The 17,429-nt window shown below is 57.2% G+C and carries 17 protein-coding genes; 10 read left to right on the top strand and 7 right to left on the bottom strand.

What is annotated here, in order from left to right:
• Positions 1-7: 7 nt before the first annotated feature.
• From fimH to fimA, 5 genes are all read right to left on the bottom strand, one after another.
• Positions 8-1,015, bottom strand: coding sequence for a type 1 fimbria D-mannose specific adhesin FimH (gene fimH / locus ACOTXL_RS07230; protein WP_003858903.1), 1,008 nt, complete (start codon positions 1,013-1,015; stop codon positions 8-10).
• Positions 1,008-3,566, bottom strand: a complete 2,559-nt coding sequence (locus ACOTXL_RS07225; RefSeq protein ID WP_045350589.1) for a fimbrial biogenesis usher protein — start codon at positions 3,564-3,566, stop codon at positions 1,008-1,010. Before ACOTXL_RS07225 ends, fimH begins: the two co-directional genes overlap by 8 nt.
• Before the next feature lie 14 nt (positions 3,567-3,580).
• Positions 3,581-4,273, bottom strand: a complete 693-nt coding sequence (gene fimC, locus ACOTXL_RS07220; protein ID WP_022650522.1) for a type 1 fimbria chaperone FimC — start codon at positions 4,271-4,273, stop codon at positions 3,581-3,583.
• Between the two features lie 34 nt (positions 4,274-4,307).
• Positions 4,308-4,850, bottom strand: coding sequence for a type 1 fimbrial protein subunit FimI (gene fimI, locus ACOTXL_RS07215; protein WP_045350590.1), 543 nt, complete (start codon positions 4,848-4,850; stop codon positions 4,308-4,310).
• Positions 4,851-4,919: 69 nt separating this feature from the next.
• The gene (fimA, locus tag ACOTXL_RS07210) at positions 4,920-5,483 is read right to left on the bottom strand and encodes a type 1 fimbrial major subunit FimA (protein WP_003858911.1); all 564 of its coding nucleotides are present in this window, start codon (positions 5,481-5,483) and stop codon (positions 4,920-4,922) included.
• Positions 5,484-5,793: 310 nt separating this feature from the next.
• Between fimA and folD the strand changes: the two genes are divergently transcribed.
• The 5 genes from folD to ACOTXL_RS07185 all read left to right on the top strand — a co-directional run bounded on the left by folD (position 5,794) and on the right by ACOTXL_RS07185 (position 10,309).
• A complete protein-coding gene (folD, locus tag ACOTXL_RS07205; protein WP_006809817.1) occupies positions 5,794-6,660 on the top strand; it encodes a bifunctional methylenetetrahydrofolate dehydrogenase/methenyltetrahydrofolate cyclohydrolase FolD in 867 nt (288 codons plus the stop codon).
• 2 nt (positions 6,661-6,662) lie between these two features.
• On the top strand, positions 6,663-6,875 hold the full coding sequence (ybcJ, locus tag ACOTXL_RS07200; RefSeq protein WP_022650521.1) for a ribosome-associated protein YbcJ: 213 nt from the start codon (positions 6,663-6,665) through the stop codon (positions 6,873-6,875).
• A 233-nt stretch (positions 6,876-7,108) separates the two neighbouring features.
• A complete protein-coding gene (locus ACOTXL_RS07195) occupies positions 7,109-8,608 on the top strand; it encodes a PTS transporter subunit EIIC (RefSeq protein ID WP_045337207.1) in 1,500 nt (499 codons plus the stop codon).
• Between the two features lie 83 nt (positions 8,609-8,691).
• Positions 8,692-9,708 (top strand): Mal regulon transcriptional regulator MalI, encoded by a 1,017-nt coding sequence (gene malI, locus ACOTXL_RS07190; RefSeq protein WP_022650520.1) that lies wholly within the window; start codon positions 8,692-8,694, stop codon positions 9,706-9,708.
• A 73-nt stretch (positions 9,709-9,781) separates the two neighbouring features.
• Entirely contained in the window at positions 9,782-10,309 is a 528-nt protein-coding gene (locus ACOTXL_RS07185) for a metal-dependent hydrolase (RefSeq protein ID WP_022650519.1), read from the top strand.
• 89 nt (positions 10,310-10,398) lie between these two features.
• Here the strand turns inward: ACOTXL_RS07185 and cysS are convergent, their stop codons facing one another.
• Positions 10,399-11,784, bottom strand: a complete 1,386-nt coding sequence (cysS, locus tag ACOTXL_RS07180) for a cysteine--tRNA ligase (protein WP_022650518.1) — start codon at positions 11,782-11,784, stop codon at positions 10,399-10,401.
• Between the two features lie 175 nt (positions 11,785-11,959).
• On the opposite strand from cysS, the gene ppiB reads away from it, so the two are divergent.
• The 5 genes from ppiB (at position 11,960) to mnmH (ending at position 16,027) form a co-directional block, all read left to right on the top strand.
• Positions 11,960-12,454, top strand: coding sequence for a peptidylprolyl isomerase B (gene ppiB, locus ACOTXL_RS07175; RefSeq protein ID WP_000256009.1), 495 nt, complete (start codon positions 11,960-11,962; stop codon positions 12,452-12,454).
• 3 nt (positions 12,455-12,457) lie between these two features.
• Positions 12,458-13,180, top strand: a complete 723-nt coding sequence (gene lpxH, locus ACOTXL_RS07170; protein ID WP_022650517.1) for a UDP-2,3-diacylglucosamine diphosphatase — start codon at positions 12,458-12,460, stop codon at positions 13,178-13,180.
• Between the two features lie 118 nt (positions 13,181-13,298).
• Complete coding sequence (gene purE / locus ACOTXL_RS07165; protein WP_003858921.1) at positions 13,299-13,808, top strand: 5-(carboxyamino)imidazole ribonucleotide mutase; 510 nt, start codon at positions 13,299-13,301, stop codon at positions 13,806-13,808.
• The gene (gene purK, locus ACOTXL_RS07160) at positions 13,805-14,872 is read left to right on the top strand and encodes a 5-(carboxyamino)imidazole ribonucleotide synthase (RefSeq protein WP_045350591.1); all 1,068 of its coding nucleotides are present in this window, start codon (positions 13,805-13,807) and stop codon (positions 14,870-14,872) included. Before purE ends, purK begins: the two co-directional genes overlap by 4 nt.
• Positions 14,873-14,956: 84 nt before the next feature.
• Positions 14,957-16,027 carry a tRNA 2-selenouridine(34) synthase MnmH gene (mnmH, locus tag ACOTXL_RS07155; RefSeq protein ID WP_022650516.1) on the top strand — a complete coding sequence of 357 codons (1,071 nt, stop codon included), beginning with the start codon at positions 14,957-14,959 and terminating at the stop codon, positions 16,025-16,027.
• 125 nt (positions 16,028-16,152) lie between these two features.
• On the opposite strand, the gene ACOTXL_RS07150 is transcribed toward mnmH, so the two are convergent.
• Positions 16,153-17,298 (bottom strand): porin, encoded by a 1,146-nt coding sequence (locus ACOTXL_RS07150; RefSeq protein ID WP_045350592.1) that lies wholly within the window; start codon positions 17,296-17,298, stop codon positions 16,153-16,155.
• Between the last annotated feature and the right edge of the window lie 131 nt (positions 17,299-17,429).

The following is a 17,429-nucleotide window of genomic DNA, read 5'->3' as shown; positions in this document are numbered from 1 at the left end:
CTGCTCCTTAGTCGTAGTCGACGCGTAAATAGCCGCGAGAGGTAAAACGCCCCTCGGCAGGTTTTTTACCGGTCACGCTGACGGGCCACGCGCGGATCCCCACCTGTGCCTGAGCGCTGTCGTCCAGACGGAACGGGATTTTGCTGGTCAGGTTGTTGGGCGTCAGCGGCACGCCATTACTGTTGGCAATCACAAAACCCACATCCGCGTTATCGGAAACCAGCGTACTGCCTGAAACCTTCTCCGCTTCAACACGCATCGTGAGCATGGCGTTCGCCTCGACGTTGGTGCATTTTATGCCGATGGTTTTGCTTTGCGCTGAGATCCCCTCCGGCTTATTCCCGATGCCCGCTTTACTGAACAGGGAGGCGCCGATGTCTCCGAAATCGAACTCCACCACATTCCCGGCATTAATTTCACAGCTCTGAGGCACCTGAATGGTCCCGCTGTAGCTGATGGTATAAACCGGCGTGGTGAGCGGATCCGAGGAGGTCGTGGTGACGTAAACCCGGAACATGGTCGCCCGGGGGATCACCACCATATTAATAAAGCGTCGGGTCACCTTAAGCCGGAAGACGAGGCTGGAATCCTGTACACCAAACGGTTTGTTTTTAGACACGTTCGGATGGCTCCCCATCTGAATGTACTTTCTGGGTGGATAGAAGGTGCCAGCGTAGCTGTCGGTGATTTTCATCGCTCCGTCCAGATAGTCGTTAAGCTTCAGATACTGGTAGCCATCGCTGGTGCCCGTGACCGGGAAATCGGTAACATAGCTGCGCTTGGTGGTGTTCCCGGACGTTCCCTTAGGACAGACGGCGTTAACACCCACCCACTGAGACTTCTCGCTGAGTGTGACAATCTGCCCCACCTGGTTATTGGAGCTGTTGAATTTATCCGTCAGGTCGTAATACACCTCCGTCGGCACGCCATTTTCATTGACGCAGACGGTGGCGAACGCCTGAGATAGCGGCAAAAATGCCAGCAGGGATAGCCCCAGATAATGGATTTTATTCACAGCGGATCCCCTTAAGTGTGATCGCCTGTTGCAGGCTCTGTTCTGGCAGGCTGTAGGGCGCACGACACTGGGACTGCTTCCCGTCTCCCCACTGAATCAGCAGCTCCCCGCTCAGTGGCAGCCCGCTCAGGTAAATCTGACCGTCATCTCCCACCATGCTGGTTACGCCGCTCTGCGTCTCACGCACCACCGCCCCAAACGGCACAGGCTGGTTATCACGCTTAACGGTGAGCAACGCGCGCACGCCGATGCGGGTGTCAAAACTGGCGCGCACCAGCGCACCGTTCGTCGGCACGACGCTGGAAACGTTATTTTCAATGTCGGTGTTGTTGCTCATGGTGTTAGTGTCGAGCGCCACGCGGTTGTAACGGTACACCGTGGCGTACGGCATCACCGCATAGCCACGCCAGTCTGTTTTGACGCCGGTCTGGTTTTCGACGCTCACGCCTGACGCGCCCGGCGCTTTGATCAAGACGTTGGTATCGCCCAGCGGCTGACTGAATGTGATGCCGTCTGAATGCCCTACCACGCCGCCGGAAAGCTGCCAGTTGAGGTCGTGCTGATCCCGGGCGTAGTTGTAGCCCACGCCCAGCGTGCCGTACGTCGCCTGCCAGTTAGCGCTGGCGCTGGCGCTGGCACCGTTATTGCTGGTGTGACCCTGCGTGACGCTGTAGTTCAGGTTACGATCCTGGAGCAGCGTTCCGCTGATCCCGGTCTGCCAACTGGTATCACCGTCGCTGTTACGGCTGGCAGAGGCCGTGGCATAGGCCCGATCGATCGCGTTATCGCGACGGTAGCCGTGACGGGTGAACAGGCTGAACGGGACGGAGACGTTGAACGAGGCGATCCGGTCGGTTCCATCAATGCCGACGGCCTTGTTCCACGACCAGGATAAGGCGTAGCTGACCCCTTTCACCCCGCCCGCGTAGCCGAGCTGATACCAGACGTTGGATTCGCTGGTGCCCCAGTAATTTTGCTGGCTGCCCGACACGTACACCGAGCCGTAATCGCCAAGAGACTGGGAGATATTGAGCTGGAAACGCCCTTTTTTATTCAGCGTCAGGTTGTGATAGCTCTGCACGTCCGGCACGCCGTCATCGTCCTGATCGTCGCCATACTGGTAGCCTTCCATTGTGCGCCAGGCCACATCGTCGAGGGTGTAGAAGCCTTTGGTCGAGTAGCGATAGCCCAGCAGCTGGAAGTTGGTGCCGAATCCGTTAAGGGATTTTGCGTACAGGAACCGCAGGGACTGCCCTTCATGGCGGCTATCATCGGCAAGCTGGCTGCGGGCATGGGTGAGATCAAGTGAAACCGCCCCCCAGTCACCGAGGTTTTTACCCGCGCCAATGGCGATGGCGGTATAGCGCGAGGCCAGCTGCGTTCCGCCGTACAGCGTGTAGCCGTCGGCAAGACCCGCAATCATCGTACCCTGAGTAAAGAACGGCGTGTCCTGCTCGCTGTTGCCGCTGCGATAGTCCCCTGCCACCAGATCGTATTTCCAGCGTCCTTCACGCTGGAGCAGCGGAACGGTGGAATACGGGACGGTGTAGCGCTGCTGGCTGCCGTCCTTCTCTTCCACCGTCACCTCCAGGTCACCGCTTGAGGAGGTCGGGTTAAGATCAGTTATCGCAAAAGCCCCCGGCTGCACATAGCTCTGGTAAATCACGTATCCGTTCTGGCGGATCACCACTTTGGCAGGGGTGCGGGCGATTCCGCGCACGGTAGGCGCGTAACCTTGCAGACTGTCCGGGTACATACTGTCGGACGAATAGAGGCGACCACCGCGAAAACCGACGCTGTCGAAGACATCGTTACCGGTGTTGCTGTCGCCAAGCACCAGCTCGCTTTTCAGCGGGATGATCGTACGCTGCGCCCAGGTACCAATATTTTGCCAGCTGCTGTGCCGCTGGCCGTTGCTTTCGGTATAACGCCACGCGCCGTTATTGCGTAATCGCCAGGCGCCATAGTTCAACCCGCTTTGCAGGTTCAGATAGTAGCTGTCGTCGTCGCTGCCCCGGTTGCCGGTAAAGCTGTAGTTCAGCAGCGCGGCAGGGATGCCTTCATCCCACTGTTCAGGCGGAATATATCCGCGGGCGCTGTTTTGCATCGCCACCTGAGGCAGGCTGACGTTCAGGCGCAACGAGGCGAAGTTGAACGCCGCTTCGCTGCCGGGAATAGCCGTTGTGAGCGGAACGCAGGTATCGCCCTGCACGTTGCTCAGTTCCGGGAAGGCGGCGATATTGACGCCAAAGCGATCGAGCATCGCGCGCGTAATGCACGGCGACAAACCGCCTGCGACCGGCGGCGTGTTGTCAGCTTGCTCAAACCGCACGTCCTGCGTACCGATAAACTCATCGTTACGCCAGATATCGACGCGATAGACGCCCGGTGCCTGCTGGTGGCCTTTTTCAAAACGCGACAAATCCGCGACGTTCGCCGTGTCATCGGAAAGAAACGCCGGGTTAAAGTAGCTTTCGCCCCAGCCAGCGAGTGGCCAGAGCGTTGCCATCAGTGCCAGCGCAACCGGGCAGTAACGCCATTGAGTGTTCATCGCCCTGTCTCTGCTCACAGGCTGACGCTACGCGCCGGCGTAATGGCGCCATAGTCATTCACACTCTGCCAGGAGAGCGTGCCGCTCGTAGCGGCAGGCAGCACCTGCTGCGCCGAGCTTTTAGGAGCAACCATCAGGTTATCCAGCGTCTGTCCGCCGAGCTTCAGATTGACCAGCGTGACGTAATACGGTGAGGCATTGCTCACCTTAAGATGGTTGCCGACGCGCTCAAAGCGCAGCTGTGAGAGCGCCTCTTCCGGCGGCATCGCCAGGTTAGCCGGGCGAACAAACAGCTTGATACGTGACAGAATAGCCAGTTGCAGGACGTTGTTGCCGTCCTGATGTTTTTTGCTGACGGAGGGAATCGCTTTGACGTTCATGTAAAAGAGCGATTCGCGATCGGCAGGCAGCGCCGGGCCTGCGTAGATAATGCGCAGGGTGTTTTCGCTGGCCGGCTCGCTGACAAACAGCGGCGGCGTGACGGCAAAGGTTTTTTCCTTTTGCCCGTTGGCATTTTCTATCCACGCGTTAATTAAATAGCGCTCTTGTTTATTGCTGTTGGTGATCGCCAGCGACGTTTGTTTGGCATCGGCCGGATAAATAACGCGCGTCGCGCCCAGCGCAATTCCGCCGGACGCATTCGCGCTGGCAGAAACCATCATCAAAATAAAAGATAAAAACAGTCCAGGTTTAATCAGGGTGTTCATCACAACCGTACCTTTAATAATTAGTTCGCAGGCGTCAGGGATAAATCAACGTAAACCAGACATTCGACTGAATAGTGCCTGGTACAAGGTGTTCGGAAATTGCCCGGTAGCGGGCGCTGAAATGAAATACCAGCTCGCGGGTGTTAATGGGTAACCAGCTCACCGCCGTCGCGTTCGGGATGATCTGACGTTGCTGTTCGTCAAAAAGCGCCAGCCCGACACCACTGCTGACCGCATTTTCCCCCGGCCGCGATGTCGCCAGGAAAACCTGCGGGTCTTCTGCCGGTGTCATTCCCTGGAACTGGATCCCCACGGTGCGGGAGACGTCCACGCTGCAATCCAGCAGACGTACGGTGAACGGCACATTAACCGTGGAAAAGCTGCCGACGCCGGAAAAGGCGTTTGTGCGGTATTGCCCCATATCCACGCGCATATTCTGGCTGTCCGGGGCCACGGCGCAGCCGCCGTTAACCAGCTCTCCCCTGAGGTGTACTTTGCCGCCGTCAATAACCACGGTATGTGCGTTTACCGCTGGGGCAATCGCAAGGGCGCACAGCAGTATCCCAGTCCTTGTCATCCTTCGCTCCCGGTATAGGCGATCAAAAGACCTCTTCCCTGAGGCCAGCCACATCCCTGTACTCAGGCATTACTCGTATTTCATTACGAATGTTGCGTCCGCGTTTGCCTGGCCTGGCTCGGTGGTCGCCGCCGTGGCTTTATAGCGCGCGGTGAAGTTCAGGGTGTTAGTCCCTTCAATCAGGTTCTGCGCCGCAGAGAAGGTTGCACCGTCCGGGGTCAGCGTGGAGGATTTGCTGTCGAGGATCTCAATACCTACGCCCTTCGCGGAGTTGTCGTTGTTACCGGAGCTTACCGCCAGCAGCGTTTTGTCGGTGGCGTCGATCTGGCCGGTAAACGCGACAGCAGCGGTTTTCGCTACCGCAGGATCGCAGTCGTTCAGTTCGATGGTGAACGGAATATTGGAGGTGGTGTCACCCACTTTAGTGAATTTCGCGGTACGGTACTGGCCAAGATTAACCGTCTGCTCTGAAGAGTCAGTATTCACTGAACACGCGGCATTCACTAATTCACCTTTAAAATGCACCGTACCACCGTTTACAGATACAGGCGCTACCGGATCTTCTGCGTGAGCGGCACCCGCGACCAGGGCCAGAGTTGCAATAACAGTAGAAGCAATGTTGCTGAGTTTCATGTCTATTCCTTTAAAATGTAAATAACCCTTCCCGCGCATATTCGGGAATAAGAAATACGTTCAATTAAAAAATTGAAGGCTTATTTCGGAGAGGACAAAGTAGCTCAGGAATCTATTTTGTAATATGTCAAAACGCTGCCATTTAGCCAGGTCACATCCTAATCACCTCTAAGAAATTGACCATGCCCTGAGAAGGGATTTTGCGGGACATCGATGAAATCTCGTAAAGGGTGACTGACAGCGGCGCTCGCTTCTGACAAAATACAGGCAATCCCCCCTTTCTAACGTTACAGACGGAATCTTCTCTCTGATGGCAGCAAAGATTATTGACGGTAAAACGATTGCGCAGCAGGTGCGCTCTGAGGTTGCGGAAAAAGTGAAGGCGCGTAAAGCCGCCGGATTTCGCGCCCCCGGGCTGGCCGTTGTGCTGGTTGGCAGCAACCCGGCTTCGCAAATTTATGTCGGCAGCAAACGCAAAGCGTGTGAAGAGGTGGGGTTCGTCTCCCGCTCTTACGATCTGCCGGAAACCACCAGCGAAGCGGAACTGCTGGAATTGATCGACACCCTGAATGCCGATAAAGAGATCGACGGTATCCTGGTTCAGCTGCCGCTGCCTGCGGGCATCGACAACGTGAAGGTGCTGGAGCGTATCGCGCCGGACAAAGACGTTGACGGTTTCCATCCGTATAACGTAGGCCGCCTGTGCCAGCGCGCGCCGCGCCTGCGTCCATGCACCCCGCGCGGCATCGTGACGCTGCTGGAGCGTTATAACATCGATACCTATGGCCTGAACGCCGTGGTGATTGGCGCCTCCAACATCGTGGGCCGTCCGATGAGCATGGAGCTGCTGCTGGCGGGCTGCACCACCACCGTCACCCACCGCTTCACTAAAAACCTGCGTCACCACGTCGAAAACGCCGATCTGCTGATCGTTGCGGTCGGCAAGCCGGGCTTTATTCCGGGCGAGTGGATCAAAGAGGGCGCAATCGTCGTGGACGTGGGTATTAATCGTCTGGAAAACGGCAAAGTGGTCGGCGACGTGGTGTATGAAGATGCCGCAGCGCGCGCATCCTATATTACTCCGGTCCCGGGCGGCGTTGGCCCGATGACGGTAGCAACACTGATTCAGAATACCTTGCAGGCGTGCGAGGAGTATCACGACGTAGAGGACGCGTAATCATGGCAACTTTTTCTTTAGGTAAACACCCGCACGTTGAGCTGTGCGATCTGCTGAAGCTGGAAGGCTGGAGCGAAAGCGGCGCGCAGGCGAAAATCGTCATCGCCGACGGGCAGGTAACAGTAGACGGCGCGGTGGAAACCCGCAAGCGCTGCAAAATTGTCGCGGGTCAGACCGTGAGCTTCGCAGGTCAGAGCGTGACCGTGACGGCCTGAGCTGTCTGATGCCCTCACCCTAACCCTCTCCCACAGGGAGAGGGGATAAACATCCCCTCACACCCATCACGGTTAATTATCGATCAACTTCAAATAATCACTATTCCCTCTGGCGAAATGTGAAATTTAAGTTGCGCGATTTTCAGACTTTCCCCACGATAAGTATAACGTTCTACTAAAACGTTCTACTTACAATAACAGCGCGAAAAAAGCGCTACTCGGGGGAAATCAGCATGAGCCTGATATCAGGGTTTGTTAAATCGCTGTCTAAGTTATCGATGATTGGTCGCGCCTTAATGCTGCCAATTTCACTGCTTCCCGCTGCGGGCCTGTTGCTGGCCTTCGGCGATAAGTTCCACTTGCCGCTGATGATGAACGCCGGCGGGGTTATCTTTGATAACCTGCCAATGCTCTTCGCCATCGGCTCTGCCGTCGGACTGGCTTCGGAATCCGGCATTGCCGCTCTCTCTGCGGCGGTCTCCGTGTTTGTCACTAACATCACCATCAACACCGTGCTGAGCATTACGCCGGAAATGGCCTCCCAGGGCGGGAAATACGCCATGGTCGTCGGCATTCCGACGTTACAGATGGGCGTCTTTGGCGGCCTGATCTGCGGTATTCTTGCGGCCTGGTGTTACAACCGCTTCCACACCATGCAGCTGCCGGAATTCCTCGGCTTCTTCTCCGGCAAGCGCTTTGTGGCGATTGCGACGGCGTTTCTGTCGTTCCTGCTCGGCCTGCTGCTGCCGTACGTCTGGCAGCATATTCAGTCCGGCATCGACGCCCTGTCCGTGGTGGTGAACGGCGATAACCAGGCGGCCTCGACCTTTATCTTCGGGCTAGTGGAGCGCGCGCTGATCCCGCTCGGCCTGCACCACATCTGGTATCCCTCCTTCTGGTATTCGTTCGGGGATTACACTACCCAGGCGGGTCAGGTGATCCACGGCGACCAGACCATCTGGTTCAAGATGCTGGAAGAGGGAGTGAAATCCTTCAGCAGCGACACCTACCATAACGCCGGGAAATTCATGCAGGGCGAGTTCCCGCTGATGCTGTTCGCACTGCCCGCGGCGTGTCTGGCGATGTACCACGAAGCGCACACGAAGAATAAGAAAATCGCGGCCGGTATTCTCTTCTCCGCCGCCCTCACCTGCTTCCTGACGGGCATCACCGAGCCGGTAGAGTTCACCTTTATCTTCGTGGCGCCGATCCTTTACGTCTTCAACGCCATCATGGCAGGCCTGGCGTACATGACCATGTACCTGCTGCATGCGCATATCGCCAAGTCGTTCTCGGCGGGCTTTATCGACTACCTGTCGTTCGGGATCCTGCCGTCGTTTAACGGCTATCAGACCAACTTCCTGAGCGCCATTATCATCGGCATTCCGATGGCATTAATCTACTACTTCACCTTCCGCTTCGTGATCCGCCGTTTCGACGTGAAAACGCCGGGCCGCACCGAAGTGACCGCCAGCGCGAATGACAAGTCCGATTCCGAACTTGCCACCGAAATCATCGGCCTGCTGGGCGGTGCGCAGAACATTGATTCCGTCGGCTCCTGCATCACGCGTCTGCGTCTGGAAGTGGCGAAGAGCGAAGCGGTGGACCGGGACGGGCTGAACGGGCTTGGCGCGCGCGGCGTGGTGTTCGTGGGCGATAACGGGATACAGGTGATTTTCGGGGCCAGAGCACAGTTTATCGCCCAGACGATGTCTACGATGATTGGCAAATAATAAGATGCCTGAAGGAGGCGTCTCCTGTACGCTGGGGGTCGCCTCTTATCTGGCTGATAATCGGTAAATTTCAGGGAGCGGTTTTGAAGAAAGTCAGCATTATTGATGTCGCAAAGCATGCGGGCGTGTCGGTTTCTACCGTTTCGCTGGTGCTGCGCCAGAAAGGGAAGATCTCAGAAGCGACGATCGGGAAGGTCAATGCCGCCATCACAACGCTGGGCTATGTTCATAACGTCGCCGCTGCCAATCTTCGCGCCAACACCTCCAACTTAATCGGCCTGATCCTGCGCGACTTCAGCGACAGCTTTTCCATCAAGGTGATGGCGAGCATCGTTCAGGAGCTGGAGAAGCAGGGTTATATGGTTTTTCTCGGTCAGCCGCTGAATGACGGCGAACATCTTGAGCGTACCCTGCTCTCGTTTAAGCAGCAGGGCGTGGCGGGCGTCATCTACCTGGCGTCGGACACCCGCACCGCCTCTCTCCCGGAACACATTCGCCACTGCCCGCTGCCGCTTGTGGCGGTTTCGCAGTCGTTGCTGGAAGAGAAATGCAATCTGGTGATGCGCGATAACCGCCAGGCGGCGAACCTGGCCGCGCGTTATCTTATCGAACGCGGGCACCGCACCATCGCCTATATTGGCGGGCGCGACGGGTGCCGTATCCGCGAGCAGCGCCTGCTCGGTTTTCGCAGCGCGATGACGCAGAACGGTCTGATCTGGCGTGAGGAATATTCTCCAGCCTGCACCGATGACACGCAGGCGGCGGCCATGGCGACTCGCCAGCTGCTGGAGAAGAACAACACGATTACCGCCCTGCTCTGCCATTCACCGGACGCGATGATCGGTTCGATCTCAGGTATTCACCAGGTGGGGCGCACGGTGGGTAAAGACGTGTTTTTAACCCAGCAGGTGGCGCTGATTGGTTTTGAAGATATGCTCCACGTTAATCTCACGTCGCCGTCATTAACTTATGTTTCGTCTGCCAGCGAAGAGACCGGCCGCCAGGCGGCAGGGCTGATGATCCGCAGGCTGAAAGAGCCGGACCTGCAAACGCAGCGCATAACCCTCTCCGGGCAGCTTATCGCGCGGGAATCGGCGTAAAATCAGAATTTAGCATGGGTCTTTTAGCGCGAGATGACTGCTATATTTCCATGATTTGCCATGGATAAATGCAATGCCTACCGTTATCACCCACGCTGCCGTACCTCTGTGTCTGGGCTTAGGGCTCGGAACCAACGTCATCCCACCCCGCCTGCTGTTTGCCGGGATCGTCCTCGCCATGCTGCCCGATGCCGACGTACTGGCGTTTAAATTCGGTGTTGCCTACGGGAATATTTTCGGCCATCGAGGTTTCACTCATTCGCTACTGTTTGCCCTGGTGGTGCCGATACTCTGCGTGCTGGCAGGTCGACGATGGTTCAGGGCCAGCCTGACGCGCTGCTGGCTGTTTTTAACCGTGTCGCTGCTGTCGCACAGCCTGCTGGATTCGATCACCACCGGCGGGAAAGGCGTCGGCTGGCTGTGGCCCTGGTCAGATGAGCGCTTCTTTGCGCCGTGGCAGGTGATCAAAGTCGCGCCGTTTGCGCTGTCGCGCTATACCACGCCATACGGGCATGAGGTCATTATCTCGGAACTGCTGTGGGTGTGGCTGCCGGGGATGGTGCTGATGGGGATGTTATGGTGGAGAAAACGTGCGCGCTGATGCCCTCACCCCGGCCCTCTCCCACGTAAAGAGGGAGAAAACCTAACAATTCCCTCTCCCTGTGGGAGAGGGTTAGAGTGAGGAGAAAATTACTTACGACGCCAGGTGGTTCCCTGCGGGCCATCTTCCAGAATAATGCCCATCTCGGTCAGACGGTTACGCGCCGCATCCGCCGCCGCCCAGTCTTTCGCCTGACGCGCTTCCAGACGCGCTTTAATCAGTGCTTCAATTTCCGCCACTTCGCCGTCGTCCGCCTGCGCGCCGCTTTGCAGGAACACATCCGGCTCCTGCTCCAGCAGGCCGAGCACGGAAGAGAGCTTACGCAGATGAGACGCCAGCGCATTGGCCGCCGCCATATCTTCTGACTTCAGGCGATTCACCTCACGCGCCATGTCGAACAGCACGGAATAGGCTTCAGGGGTGTTGAAGTCGTCGTTCATGACCTCAACGAAGCGGGCTTCGAACGCCTCGCCGCCTGCGGCTGGAACAGACTTGTCGGTGCCGCGCAGTGCGGTATACAGACGCTCCAGCGCAGCGCGCGCCTGCTTCAGGTTCTCTTCGCTGTAGTTCAGCTGGCTGCGATAGTGGCCAGACATCAGGAAGTAGCGCACGGTTTCCGCGTCGTAATACTTCAGCACGTCGCGCACGGTAAAGAAGTTGCCCAGCGATTTCGACATCTTCTCGCGGTCAACCATCACCATCCCGGAGTGCATCCAGTAGTTCACGTACTCGCCGCCGTGAGCACAGGTGGACTGCGCGATTTCGTTTTCGTGGTGCGGGAACATCAGGTCTGAACCGCCGCCGTGGATGTCGAAATGGTTGCCCAGCTGCTTGCAGTTCATCGCGGAACATTCAATGTGCCAGCCCGGACGCCCTTCGCCCCACGGTGATGGCCAGCTTGGTTCGCCCGCTTTGGACATCTTCCACAGCACGAAGTCCATCGGATTACGCTTCACGTCAACCACGTCCACGCGCGCACCGGCCTGGAGCTGGTCCAGATCCTGGCGGGAAAGCGCACCGTAGGTTGGGTCCGTCGGCACCGAGAACATCACGTCGCCGTTGTCCGCCACATAGGCGTGACCGCGCTCGATCAGCTTTTGGGTGATATCAATGATTTCATGGATATGGTGGGTCGCACGCGGCTCGCTGTCCGGGCGCAGAATATTTAAGGCGTCAAAATCCTTGTGCATTTCGGCGATCATGCGATCCACCAGCGCGACAAAGCTTTCGCCATTTTCATTAGCACGTTTAATGATTTTGTCGTCGATGTCGGTGATATTGCGCACGTACTTCAGGTTGTAGCCCAGGAAGCGCAGGTAGCGTGACACCACGTCGAACGCGACAAAGGTACGGCCATGGCCGATATGACAGAGATCGTAAACCGTAATACCACACACGTACATGCCGACTTCCCCGGCATGGATAGGTTTAAATTCCTCTTTTTGGCGCGTCATTGTATTAAAGATTTTTAACATCGAAGATTCCATGTAAACACGTGTGTGGATTGTTTGTTCCTTATAATACCCATAATTCGGAGTACGGTCAGCACACAATGCAAGGTGATCGTGTCCTGTGGTTATGCTATAACAAGCCCCTATATGTGACCCGAGCACGGGTCGACGCACCACAATAACGGAACAGGATGCAAAAATGGTTACTTTCCACACTAATCATGGCGATATCGTAATCAAAACCTTTGATGACAAAGCGCCTGAAACAGTTAAAAACTTCCTGGACTACTGCCGCGAAGGTTTCTACAACAACACTATTTTCCACCGTGTGATCAACGGCTTTATGATCCAGGGCGGCGGTTTCGAGCCTGGCATGCGCCAGAAAGAGACGAAAGAAGCGATCAAAAACGAAGCGAACAACGGCCTGAAAAACACCCGTGGTACGCTGGCAATGGCCCGTACTCAGGCGCCACATTCTGCAACCGCACAGTTCTTCATCAACGTAGCGGACAACGACTTCCTGAACTTCTCTGGCGAAAGTCTGCAAGGCTGGGGCTACTGCGTATTCGCAGAAGTGGTTGAAGGGATGGACGTGGTCGATAAGATCAAAGCCGTTTCTACTGGCCGCAGCGGTATGCACCAGGACGTTCCTAAAGAAGACGTTGTGATCACAAGCGTGACCGTCAGCGAGTAATTCGTGGCGACACTCTTTATTGCGGATCTACATCTGCAAACAGAAGAACCGGCGATAACCGCCGGTTTTCTGCGTTTTTTACGCGGTGAAGCGAAAAACGCCGACGCGCTGTACATTCTGGGCGACCTGTTTGAGGCCTGGATTGGCGACGACGATCCGAACCCGCTGCACCGTGAGATGGCTGCGGCCATTAAAACGCTGGTGGATTCCGGCGTCCCCTGCTATTTCATTCACGGCAACCGTGATTTCCTGATCGGCCAGCGCTACGCCCGCGAGAGCGGCATGACGCTGCTGCCGGAAGAGCAGGTGCTAAACCTCTATGGCCGCAATATTCTGATCATGCACGGCGACACGCTCTGCACTGACGATACCGGCTACCTGGCGTTTCGCGCCAAAGTTCACACCCCGTGGATCCAGAAAGTGTTCCTCGCCCTGCCGCTGTTTATTCGCAACCGCATCGCCGCCAGAATGCGCGCGGGCAGCAAGGCCGCCAACAGCAGCAAATCGATGACCATCATGGACGTCAACCCGCAGGCGGTGGTGAAGGTGATGGAGAAGCATCGCGTTCAGTGGCTGATCCATGGCCATACCCATCGTCCCGATGTGCATTCCCTTATCGCCAACGGCGAGCCCGCCCATCGCGTGGTTTTAGGGGCCTGGCACAGCGAAGGATCGATGGTCAAAGTCACGCCGGAAGGTGTTGAACTGATCGCCTTCCCGTTTTAACCCTCCCCGTCTTTTCGCCCATTTCCCGACCACGCAACCGTTTTCCTTGCCGGTATTACATGCTATTCTCTGTGCCCTCGAAAGCAGTGTGTTCCGCACCACAGGAGTTTTAAGACGCATGTCTTCCCGCAATAATCCGGCGCGTGTCGCCATCGTGATGGGGTCCAAAAGCGACTGGGCTACCATGCAGTTCGCCGCCGAAATCTTTGAAATCCTGAATGTTCCGCACCACGTCGAAGTGGTTTCCGCGCACCGTACGCCGGATAAACTGTTCAGCTTCGCCGAAAGCGCCGAAGAGAACGGTTACGAGGTGATCATTGCCGGTGCGGGCGGCGCAGCACATCTGCCGGGCATGATTGCCGCCAAAACGCTGGTGCCGGTACTGGGTGTTCCTGTGCAAAGCGCCGCGTTAAGCGGGGTTGATAGCCTTTACTCTATCGTCCAGATGCCGCGCGGTATTCCTGTCGGTACGCTGGCGATTGGTAAAGCGGGTGCGGCAAATGCCGCCCTGCTGGCCGCGCAGATCCTGGCGACGCATGATAAAGAGTTACATCAGCGTCTGGCGGAGTGGCGTAAAGCCCAGACCGACGAGGTGCTGGATAACCCGGATCCGCGGGGTGCAGCATGAAGCAGGTTTGCGTTCTTGGTAATGGTCAGCTTGGCCGGATGCTGCGTCAGGCCGGTGAGCCGCTGGGTATTGCCGTCTGGCCCGTCGGGCTGGATGCCGAGCCGGAAGCCGTGCCGTTCCATCAGAGCGTGATCACCGCCGAAATTGAACGCTGGCCGGAAACCGCCCTGACCCGCGAGCTGGCGCGTCATAACGCCTTTGTAAACCGCGACGTCTTCCCGATCATTGCCGACCGTCTCACGCAAAAACAGCTTTTCGACAAGCTCGGCCTCGCGACCGCGCCGTGGCAGCTGCTTTCCGATAAGCGCGAATGGGATGACGTCTTTGCGATGCTGGGAGACCTGGCGATTGTGAAGCGTCGCGTCGGCGGCTACGACGGCCGCGGGCAGTGGCGCCTGCGCGCGAACGACACCGCCGAGCTGCCGGATGACTGCTACGGCGAGTGCATCGTTGAGCAGGGCATTAACTTTAGCGGTGAAGTGTCGCTGGTTGGCGCGCGCGGGAATGACGGGCACACCGTTTTTTACCCGCTAACGCATAACCTGCATCAGGACGGGATTCTGCGCACCAGCGTCGCCTTCCCGCAGGCCAATGCTGACCAGCAGGCGCAGGCGGAAGAAATGCTCTCTGCCATCATGCATGAGCTGGGCTATGTGGGCGTAATGGCGATGGAGTGTTTCGTCACGCCGTCGGGTCTGCTGATCAACGAACTTGCGCCGCGCGTGCACAACAGCGGTCACTGGACGCAAAACGGCGCCTCCATCAGCCAGTTCGAGCTGCACCTGCGCGCCATCACTGACCTGCCGCTGCCGCAGCCGGTGGTGACCAGCCCGTCGGTGATGATCAACCTGATCGGCACCGATCTGAACTACAACTGGCTGAAGCTGCCGCTGGTGCACCTGCACTGGTACGACAAAGAGGTACGTCCGGGGCGTAAGGTCGGCCACCTGAACCTGAACGATACCGACACGGACCGCCTGAGCGCTACGCTGGAAGCGATTGTTCCCCTGCTGCCGCCAGAATACGCGAGCGGCATTGTCTGGGCGCAGTCAAAACTGAAGTAAGTATCCCCCGCCGGGGAGTTGACCTTCCCCTTCCCCGGCGTACAATTCCCGCCCATTGCTGCTCAGTTTTCTTCTGGAATCACCATGAACGATGGAACGGACTATCGCGCGATCCTCGCGTCCGATACCCCTTTAATCGACGTTCGCGCGCCGATCGAATTTGCCCAGGGTGCGATGCCCGCCGCACTCAACCTGCCCTTAATGAACGACGACGAGCGTGCCGCCGTCGGCACCTGCTATAAACGCCAGGGTCCGGACGCCGCGCTGGCGCTCGGCCATAGCCTGGTCAACGGCGAGACGCGAGAGGCGCGCATCAACGCCTGGCGGGAAGCCAGCCTGGCCCATCCTGAGGGCTACCTTTGCTGCGCGCGCGGTGGCCAGCGCTCACACATCTCCCAGGCCTGGCTGAAAGAGGCGGGAATCGATTATCCGCTGATCCGCGGCGGCTATAAGGCCCTGCGTCAGACGGCGATTCAGGTGACCATTGAGCAGTCACAAAAACCGATGGTGCTTATCGGCGGCTGTACCGGAAACGGTAAAACGCTGCTGGTTAAGCAGCATGCGCAGGGCATCGATCTGGAAGGGCTGGCGCACCATCGCGGCTCATCATTTGGTCGCACGCTCACCCCGCAGCTTTCCCAGGCCAGTTTTGAAAATCACCTTGCCGTCGAACTGCTAAAAAAAGACGCCGCGCGCTGGGTGCTGGAAGATGAAGGCCGGATGATTGGCTCTAACCACCTGCCGGAATGCCTGCGCGACCGCATGGTTGACGCCCCTGTCGTTGTCGTCGAAGACCCCTTTGAAGTCCGCCTGGAGCGCCTGCGCGAAGAGTATTTCGACCATATGTGGGCCGATTTTTCTGCTGCCTACGGCGAGAAAGCGGGCTGGAAAGCGTATAGCGAATATCTGCATCACGGCCTGTACGCCATTCGTCGCCGTCTGGGGCTGCAACGCTTCGCGGAATTTACCGCCCTGCTGGATGCCGCGCTTGTCGAGCAACAGCGTACTGGCAGCACTGACGCGCACTTCAGCTGGCTTGTGCCGCTGCTGAAGGATTATTACGACCCGATGTACGGCTATCAGCTGGAGAAAAAGGCGGAGAAGATTGTGTATCGCGGGACGTACGAAGAAATTGCTGAGTGGCTCGATCGCTGAAAAATAAAGCCGGGTGGCGAGGTAAAAGCAAAACGGCAACCTGGGTTGCCGTTTTTAATGTTTTTTCCCTCTCCCCGTGGGAGAGGGTCAGGGTGAGGGCATCAGGCCGCACCCTACATGACAACTTAGAAGTCGTAACGCAGACGCACCAGGTTCATGTCGCCCAGGTTGTCGGTGCTGGAGGTGAACACGTGTTCATAATCCACGCGGAAACCGTAATCCAGCTGGAAGCTGATACCCACACCATTGTCGATGCGCTGGTAGTTACGGCCATTCACGTACTCGATACGGTCGCCCATGAAGTACGGCTGGACGGATTTCACCGCATACTGACCAACAGGGAACTTGTAACCCGCAAAGTATTCAATACCCCATGCATCACCGGCGAAGTAGTCGTTAACGGACACTTTTTTGGTGGTCAGGAAGTTTTGATACCAGCCGCCGCCTGCGGAGAAGGTCCAGTTATCCGGCGTCCAGCTCAGGGCGGTACCAAGGATGTTCTGGTCGTAGGATTTGCTGTCGCCGTTGTCCGGGTTACGCATGTCCGCGCGGGTGTAGTTCCACGCTGCGCCCCAAGTCAGATCGGTGGTCAGGTGATAATCGATACCCAGTGAACCGCCGCCTTTACGCTTGTAGCGCAGGCCGTTGCCCGGCAGGTATTCGCTGTCTTCAAACAGGTAAGAGGCGTAGATGTCAGCATCGCCCACGGTTTTCTTGTACTTCAGCATCTGGCGTGAACGGTAAGAGCCGTCGTAGTCGCCATTAATCCCGTTACCTGGCGCCTGACCAATCATGTCGTAGTCCCAGATATCGGTTTTTGCGCCCACCACGTCATAGTACACGCTGTTCTGCTGGCCGAAGGTCAGCGTACCCCAGGTGTCGCTCTTCAGACCGGTGTAGAGCATACGGCGTGAAGTATCGTGCGCGCCGTCGGCGTAGTGGTTATCCCAGTTAAACTGCGCCGGAATGTTCACACCCAGCTCGTAGTAAGTGATCCAGCTGATGTCATCGAACAGGTAGTAGTCTGCCGCGAAACGGAAGCGGGTACCGCCGTCAAAGCCGTTGCGCTTGTAGCCGTTTTTGCCGTCATCGCCGGTCATGTTCTGGAACTGAGGACGAATACTACCGCCAACGGTGAAGTTCAGGCGGCTCAGCGGGTTACCCGCCTGCGGATCCTGTTTCAGAAGAGTGATTTCCGCCTGGGATGCGAAAGAAGCCAATGCCACTGCTGCGCCGATCGTTGTCGCCAGCGCTGTTTTTCTTATAGTCATTCTTTTTCCTTGATAGACACGCTGCTAAATATTTAGCTGGTGAATATTAACCGGAAAAATTCGGGCTGTGTGGGCGGGTTTTTAATGTTTTGTGCTACTAAATGCAGGGGCATTAACGATTTGTGCCGTTA

It is taken from the genome of Enterobacter cloacae complex sp. IR5402, from assembly GCF_049238125.1.
Taxonomy (GTDB): Bacteria; Pseudomonadota; Gammaproteobacteria; order Enterobacterales; family Enterobacteriaceae; genus Enterobacter; species Enterobacter hormaechei_C.
The sequence above is the reverse complement of the archived record's forward strand: the minus strand, read 5'-3'. Positions and strand labels throughout refer to the sequence as shown.